This window comes from Thermodesulfobacteriota bacterium, from assembly GCA_036482575.1.
Taxonomy (GTDB): domain Bacteria; phylum Desulfobacterota; class GWC2-55-46; order GWC2-55-46; family JAUVFY01; genus JAZGJJ01.
Genome location: JAZGJJ010000127.1, coordinates 1 through 8,069 on the forward strand (window position 1 = coordinate 1; position 8,069 = coordinate 8,069).

Here is an 8,069-nt window from a genome sequence, read left to right on the forward strand (position 1 = left end):
CGATAACGACGCGCGGAGCAAGGCCGCGGTAATATACGTGGAGCCGGGCGGCTACTACGAGTCCGGGCTCGATATAACGAAACCCACGGTGGCATGCGTCGTGGGGAGGTGGAAGGCGAGGCTTACCAAGGCCTGCGGCCACGCCGGGAGCCTCGCCGGCTCGGGCGACGACGCGACGGCCAAGGAAAAGTGGTTCATGGACTACTTCGGCGTGGACGATATATACAGCCCGGAAAAGCCCGTCTTCTCGAAGAAGGGTGCCGTGGTGACCAACATAGCGCATATCCCGGAGGCCCTCACCGAGGTAATGAAGCTCAACAACATAAAGCAGGACTTTAAGCCCAAGGGGAACCTCTCGCTCAAGTGCTGGTTCTCCGGCAACGCCGGTATAACGCTCTCCAAGGATGTCGATATCAAGACGGTCGAGGCCGTTACGCCCTATAACGAACAGATAGAGCTCATAAGCAGTCAGGTGGGCGCCCAGTTCCCGCGCCAGTCCATGAAGGACTTGAGCGGGGCTTCGATGATGGACCCCAAGACCCAGGTAAGCCGCGTCCATAACGTCTCGATACTCGACGCCTCCAAACGCTCTCTCGAAGAGAACCTTGTCTTCTCTCTCCTCAAGAGCTACCCGGACGAGTACGGCAGGGCGCTCGCGAACATAGCACTGAACTCCTGCGTTAACCACCACGGCGACCCGGCGCTCGCCGCGGCCGACGCCGCCAGGGAGGCGGAGAACTCACCCAACACCGTGCTCTCGGCCGCCGTGGCGATCATGGGCAAGGGGAGGGTAAAGGACTCCGTTGCTATTTCGGAACTCCTCTTCGAGAATTTCAAAGATTCGGGGCTTCAGAAGGGAACGGATAAGTTCGACTCCTCGGCGCAACTAAAGGGCCTTACCGCCGCTGATAAGGGGCTTTTCAAGGCCGCCAAGGAGGATACGGACGCCGCCTACATCTTGAAGAGTATCGAGGCCCTCGGGAAGAACTCCGTATTCGTGGAGTTCGCCAAGGAGGCCTCGGGCGGGAAACCCTCGACCGGAGCGCTCATCGCGGCCATATGGACCACGCTCGGCTGGGAGCACCTTATCTTAAAGGGTATTTCGCGATTCACCATAAAGGCGCTCCCGTGGTACTCCAGGATCTTTTCCACCATCATAGGATGCAGCGTACCGTCCTCGAAACACACGAAGGACTCCTTCTGCGGCGTGAAGAACGCCGAACTCATAAAGGAGAGGAGCTTTACCGAGACGGCCTTCCTGGCGCTTATGGGCAGGATGCCCGAGAAAGCGGAGCTCTTCGAACTCTCCATGCTCCTGGGCCTTATAATATCCAACGGCCCCGGCACCATATCCGCGCAGGGCCCCAAGGGCGGGGTAAGCGCCGACGGCCCCGAAGACCCCGAGAGGGTCCAGATAAACAAGGCGTTCATCGGCTTCCTCACGCACACCGGCTTCGCGCACGGCGGGAACGGCTACGAGGCCATAGCCTTCTTAATCGAGCGCTTTAAGAGTACCACCCTTAAAAACCCGGCGGATAAGGGGCACGGGCTCGAGCTTAAGTCCATCGCCGAGGACTACGCCGAGTGGTACCGGGGCTACAAGGCCGAGCAGAAGACCGTCGGCAACATAGACTACATGAAGATACCGTGTATAAACCATCCGGTCTTCAAGGGCAACGAGGTCAACGTAGACCCCAGGGAGGAGTTCGTAAGCTCGCTATTCGCCGAAGAAGGTATATACAACGTCTTCCTCGACTTCTACAAGAACCTGGTCACCTCTCTCTTCGAGGCGAAGGTGACCCCGAACGTATGGTGCGTTAACGTGGACGCCGTGATAGCGGTAATACTCCTTAAGATGGTCTGGATACCGTTTAAGGAAGGCAAGCTCGGCGACGGAGAGGTAGAGAGCGCGGCCTTCACCACGTTCCTCTTCGGCCGGATGATAGGCTCCGCCGCCGAGATAGACGACCACATGAACCGGGGGAGGAACATGGACACCAGGACCCCGGCCTCGAAGTGCGGCTTCGTGGGTTAGCTTTAAGCCGGCCCGGCAACCTTCCCCTTCTTGTCCCGGAGGCCGAACCGGCCTCCTTACCCCCATCATGTACCCCTTTTGTAGCCGCACGGTTAATGTCATATGCGGCCCAATGCACCGTTGGTATCTCGTACCACTAACGTCCGTCCGGAAGTTGAACACCCCTTCGACAGGCTCAGGACAGGCATCATGGTGCCATATTTAGTTTGACAAGGTTTGCGCCTTATTATAGATTTATAGGTACACCTTAAGCCCGTCCCCGGCGGGATACGGCTTTAAGGGACTGGAGATTTTTATGAAAAAGATGGCACGCATAGGGGAGATACTTACCTCGAAGGGCGCCGTAACCAAGGCCCAACTCGAAGAGGCCCTCACCACCGGCAAGAAGACCAAAACGAGGGTGGGGAGGGTGCTGGTAAAGCTCGGCTACACCGACGAGGAAACCGTCGCCGGCGCGTTGGCGGAGCAGCAGGGCATCCCCTGCGTGGACCTGAATGAAGTACTCATCGACTCCAAGCTCGTAAAGCTCCTCCCCGAGGCCATCGCAAAGAGGTACGGGGTAATCCCCGTGGCGCTTAAGGACGGCGTGCTCCATGTGGCCATGGTGGACCCGCTCGACGTATTCGCCATAGACGAGATAAAGAGGGTCACGAGGAAGAAGATCCGCCAGGCCACGGCCGCCGAGACCGGGATACTTAAGGCCATAGACCAGCACTACGGCCTCGGCGGGACCATAGACGAGATGGCAAGGAAGATAGAGGCCTCGGAGGTGGAGCTTGTCGGGGGCGAGGCGGAATACCCCGAGAAGCTCGAGAGGGTGGCGGGTGAGGCCTCGATAGTGCAGCTGGTGAGTACGCTCATCTCTCAAGCCGTAAGGGAGGGCGCTTCCGACCTGCATGTAGAGCCGGACGAGGATACCTTGAGGATAAGGATGCGGATAGACGGCCTCCTGCACGAGACCTCGAACCTCTCCTTAAAACTCCACCCGGCCGTCATATCGAGGATCAAGGTGCTCGGGGACCTAAATATCGCGGAGAAGCGGCTTCCCCAGGACGGGAGGTTCTTCGTCAAGGTGGGAGAGCGCGACATAGACGTTCGTCTCTCGACCATGCCCACCATCTTCGGCGAGAAGGCGGTCCTGAGGCTGCTCGACAAGGAGGGGATGATCCTCGACTTCGAGCGCCTGACACCTTTCCCGGACACACTCGACCCGCTCAAGAAGGCTATAAAGCGCCCCTTCGGCATGGTACTCCTTACCGGACCCACCGGCAGCGGAAAGACCACCACGGCCTACACGCTCATCAACCTCATAAACTCCATGGACAAGAACATAGTCACGGTCGAGGACCCGGTGGAGTATAACCTGAAGGTGGTAAACCAGATACAGGTAAACCCCCGGGTGGGGATAACCTTCGCCAACGCCCTCAGGCACATCCTGAGGCAGGACCCCGACATCGTGATGATAGGAGAGGTGAGGGACAAGGAGACCGCCGAGATAGCCATCCGCGCCGCGCTTACCGGACATCTTCTCATCTCCACCGTGCACACCAACGACGCCGCGGGGACCATAACGAGGCTCGTGGAGATGGGTATAGAGCCCTTCCTGGTGGGCTCGGCCGTCATATGCATAGTGGGACAGAGGCTGGTGAGGAAGATATGCCAGAGGTGCAAGGAGAGCTACGAGCCCGACACGTCCGTCCTGGAGGAACTGGGCGTGGCCCCGGCTCCCGGCGGGAAGGCCCCGGTCTTCTACAGGGGCAAGGGATGCCCGTCTTGCAAGGGAGTGGGCCTTAAGGGGCGCATGGCCATATACGAGGTATTCACTATCGACGAAAAGATACGGACCATGATCACACGGAAAGAAGAGGCCCCCGAAATAATCAAGGCCGCGAAGGAAAAGGGATTCAAGACCCTGAGGGACCAGGGAGTACGGGCCGTACTGGAGGGGCATACAAGCGTTGAAGAAATACTACTGGCCACACAGGTGCCGGAGTAAAAAAACATTTATTTCCATTATTTCCATTATTTCCATTTCCACCGGTTGCCGGTCGTCGGTTATCGGTAGTGATAAAGGCCGATAACCGGTAACCTATAACGGGTGACCATGCCGTTTTTCGCATACAGGGCAAGGGATAAAGACGGCGCGCTCCATACAGGGAGCCTCGAGGCCCCGGATATGGGCTCGGTCGAGGCCAGTATCGAGATGATGGGGCTTATCCCCGTGCACGTCGTGCCGCAGCGTAAGCCCCTTAAGCTCACGACGATTAAATACCTCTTTGGCGGCATCCCCCCACAGGACCTCATCCTCTTCAGCCGTCAGATAGCCACCCTCTACGCCGCGGGCGTACCGCTTACCAAAGCGCTCGGGACCCTTGAAAAACAGATGGAGCACCCGAAGTTCGTCAGGATAATAAAACGGGTGAGGGAGGACGTGGAGGGGGGCTCCACCTTCACCGAGGCGCTAAGCAGACACCCGCAGGTATTCGGAGACCTGTACTCGAGCATGGTGGAGGCGGGGGAGGCGGGAGGCATACTGGAGGAGACCCTCGAGAGGATGGCCGACATGCTGGAGAGGAACGCCGAGACGAAGGCGAAGGTGAAGTCGGCCACCCTATACCCGAAGTTGGTGTTAGGTGCGATAGTGATAGCCATAGCGATACTTATGACTTTCGTCGTACCCAAGTTCGTGCAGATATACTCAAGCTTCGACGTCCCGCTCCCATGGCCCACAAGGCTCCTTATCTCCATCTCCAACGCCTTCCAGAGCTACTGGTACCTGGTGGCCGGCGGCGCGTTCCTTATCTTCATGGCGGTAAGGGCTTACATCTCCACAGAAAAGGGAAGCTACAACCGGGACTGGCTGGTGCTGAAGGTCCCGATATTCGGCCCCCTGATACTGAAGTCCATCCTGTCGAGGGGTTCGAGGGTCCTGGGGGCGCTTTACCGAAGCGGCCTCCCCATCCTCCGCTCGCTGGACATGACCTCGAAGGCCGTGGGGAACAAAGTCCTGGCCGAATCGTTCAAGGTCGTGGAGGCCGAGGTGAGGGAAGGAAAGAGCCTTGCCGAGCCCATGGCGGCCATGAAGCTCTTCCCTCCGCTGGTGGTACAGATGATAGCCGTTGGAGAGGAGACGGGCAACCTCGACGAGATGCTGGAGAAGACCGCGCAGTACTATGACAGGGAAGTCGACAATACCCTCCGCAACCTCACCACCCTGATCGAGCCCATCCTGCTGGGCGTTGTCTTCGTTATAGTCCTCTTCCTGGCGATGGCGATATTCCTGCCCATGTGGGATATACTTAAGATTGTCAGGAAATGAGCGCGGCCGGCCTTATGCGCGACGAGGGGGGGAGGACGCTGCTGGAGACGCTCCTCGTTATCATCATGGTGGGCACCTTTTTTTTTATATCCATTGAACGGTACATAAGCTCGGCCAGGGGTGCGCAGGAGATGGCGCTCCGGGTGGAGCTTTCCAACTTGAGGACTGCGGTAAGCATCTATACGATGACGAAGGGCGCCTTTCCCGAGTCCCTTAGGGACCTGGGGAAACAGAAGGTATCGCTAACGAGGCACCGGATGCTGGGGCCGGGATACGAGATAGAGGCGCTGATGGAAATAAACGAAGTCGACGCGGTCGAGGAGGAGCTCGAGGTGGAAATGCGCGACAGTTACCTGATGGGCATGATGCAAGACGAGCACGGCTATCCCACGGACGTTTTTAAAAACAGGTTCGACTACGACCCGGCCACCGGCAGGGTGCACTCATCCACAGCGGGCTACAAGTCGTGGTAAAAAGGCCGTGATGCGTGCACGTAATGCGCACAAAGCGCATTTGCCCGTCACGCGCGGCGCATACGTGTTAAGGTTTCCCGGATAGCAGTTCCAGGCGCTTCTTCGCCTCCTCTACCTGAGGCCGGTAGGCCTCGGGGGACGCTTCTATGAACTCGCTATAGTGTGCCGCGGCCTCATCGCCGCTGCCGGCCGCCTCCAGGGCGCGGGCCAGGCTGTAATGGAAGACCGCCACGGGCTTCAGCTCTATCGCCCGCCGGTACTCTGCGATCCCCTCTTCAACCCGCCCCATCCTGACATAGAGGGAAGCGAGGTTGTGCCGGGCCTCCGCGAACTCCGGCCTTATCTCTATGGCCTTCCGGTAGGCGGCTCGGGCCTCCACGGCCAACCCCTTTTCCTTATAGACGTTGGCGAGGTTATTGTAAGCCTCCGCATAGCCGGGCTTGTATTTTACGGCAAGGAGGTACTCCGAGACCGCGGCATCCGTCCTGCCATGGCGGCTGTATATGTTGCCGAGGCTGTTATGGGGTTCGGCCATGCCGGGGCTAATCTCCACGGCCCTTTCGTACTCGGTTACCGCCTCATCAATGAGCCCCTTTCCCTCGTAGGCGTAGCCGAGGTTATAGTGTATCCCCGGGTTGTCCGGGGCGAGCCCGAGAGCCTCTTGAAACTCCCTTACCGCTTCGTCAAACATGGCAGCCTCCCTGTAGAGCGTACCCAGGTTGTTATGGGCCATGACGTTATCCGGTTCGAGTTCGAGGGCCTTTTCATACTCCGCCGCCGCCTCCTCCGTCCTGCCCTGAGCTTTGTAGGCATTCCCCAGGTTCACGTGGAACCCGGCGAACTCCGGGTATTTCCCGAGCGCTTTCTTATAGCCCTCTACGGCCCTATCCTTAAGACCCAGCTCGCCGTATACGTTGGCGAGGTTATTGTGGGCCCGCGCCTTTTCCGGGCTTTTCACCGCCACATCCTCCCAGAGCGAGAGCCCCTCCCTCCAGACGAGATTCCTGGAGTAAGAGGCCGCACCGAATACGACGATGATAAAAAGCGGTAACAAGCTGGAAACCCTGTATGTTTTCGATCTTTCCCTCACGCCGACGTCTAACCCCCTCCCTGAAAAACCTATAGATTATCGACAAATTACAACGAATCAGGTAAGATTGCAAGGCAGTAATCCCGGTTGCTTCCCTGCGGGACGGGCGGGAAGATGGAAAAGAGGGAAAAAAGAGGGAAAAAGGGGGGGGGAAAGAGAAAAAAGATTGACGGAACACCGGAATATGTGGGTAAATTAGCTATTTGCAGATTAAGTGGAGGGAAACGCCCAATGCATCTGCGCATGGAAGAGTTCCAAGAAAAGCTGGCCGGGAAAAAGGTCTCCGTCGTAATCCCGGTTTATAACGAAAAAAACTACATCTATGAGGTCCTTCAGAGGGTCGTGGCTACCGGCATCCCGAGGGAGATAGTGGCGGTGGACGACTCATCGACCGACGGCACCACCGAGATGCTCAAACGGATAAAGGAGGAGTGGCGGGAGGAGTGCTCTCTGGAGATATTCTTCAAGGAGAAGAACGAGGGCAAGGGCGCGGCCTTGAGGGACGGGTTCCGCCGGGTGAGCGGCGATATAGTAATCATCCAGGACGCCGACTTCGAATACGACCCCGGCGACTACCCGCAGCTCCTAGAGCCCATACTCGACGGCAGGGCCGACTGCGTGTTCGGCTCGCGCTTCCTGGGGGGAACGCACAGGGTGCTCTTCTTCTGGCATATGCTCGGGAACAGGTTCCTGACGCTCCTCTCCAATATGCTCACTAACCTGAACCTCACCGACATGGAGACATGCTACAAGGTCTTCAGGACCGACGTAATAAAGAATATGGAACTTACCTCCAACAGGTTCGGCTTCGAGCCCGAGATAACGGCGAAGATAGCTCAAGGCGGGTGGAGACTTTACGAGACCTCCATATCGTACTCGGGGAGGACCTACGCGGAAGGCAAGAAGATCAACTGGAAGGACGGCGTGGCGGCCATATGGCACATATTAAAGTTCAACCTTTTCCCACAGACCTTTTCGCGGCCTGAAAAAGGAGGGTGATTTGAAAGGAATAATACTGGCGGGCGGGCTCGGCACGAGGCTCCTGCCGCTTACGAAGGTAACGAATAAACATCTCCTGCCGGTCTACAAGGACCCGATGATATACTATCCCCTGCGCTGCCTCCTTAACGCGGGCATAGACGACATCATGAT

At 57.9% G+C, this 8,069-nt stretch carries 7 protein-coding genes; 6 read left to right on the forward strand and 1 reads right to left on the reverse strand.

The annotated features are described in order from the left end of the window. From V3W31_05680 to V3W31_05695, 4 genes are all read left to right on the forward strand, one after another. The coding region (locus V3W31_05680; protein MEE9614431.1) for a citryl-CoA lyase at positions 1–2,035 on the forward strand (2,035 nt) is incomplete at its 5' end. A 295-nt stretch (positions 2,036–2,330) separates the two neighbouring features. Then, entirely contained in the window at positions 2,331–4,031 is a 1,701-nt protein-coding gene (locus V3W31_05685) for an ATPase, T2SS/T4P/T4SS family (protein MEE9614432.1), read from the forward strand. Between the two features lie 108 nt (positions 4,032–4,139). After that, on the forward strand, positions 4,140–5,354 hold the full coding sequence (locus V3W31_05690; protein MEE9614433.1) for a type II secretion system F family protein: 1,215 nt from the start codon (positions 4,140–4,142) through the stop codon (positions 5,352–5,354). After that, entirely contained in the window at positions 5,351–5,827 is a 477-nt protein-coding gene (locus V3W31_05695; GenBank protein MEE9614434.1) for a type II secretion system protein, read from the forward strand. Before V3W31_05690 ends, V3W31_05695 begins: the two co-directional genes overlap by 4 nt. A gap of 67 nt (positions 5,828–5,894) precedes the next feature. Here the strand turns inward: V3W31_05695 and V3W31_05700 are convergent, their stop codons facing one another. Continuing rightward, complete coding sequence (locus V3W31_05700; GenBank protein ID MEE9614435.1) at positions 5,895–6,881, reverse strand: tetratricopeptide repeat protein; 987 nt, start codon at positions 6,879–6,881, stop codon at positions 5,895–5,897. Positions 6,882–7,148: 267 nt separating this feature from the next. On the opposite strand from V3W31_05700, the gene V3W31_05705 reads away from it, so the two are divergent. Together V3W31_05705 and V3W31_05710 are read left to right on the forward strand one after the other, a co-directional pair. Continuing rightward, positions 7,149–7,916, forward strand: a complete 768-nt coding sequence (locus V3W31_05705; GenBank protein ID MEE9614436.1) for a glycosyltransferase family 2 protein — start codon at positions 7,149–7,151, stop codon at positions 7,914–7,916. A 1-nt stretch (position 7,917) separates the two neighbouring features. Continuing rightward, the coding region (locus V3W31_05710) for a sugar phosphate nucleotidyltransferase (protein MEE9614437.1) at positions 7,918–8,069 on the forward strand (152 nt) is incomplete at its 3' end.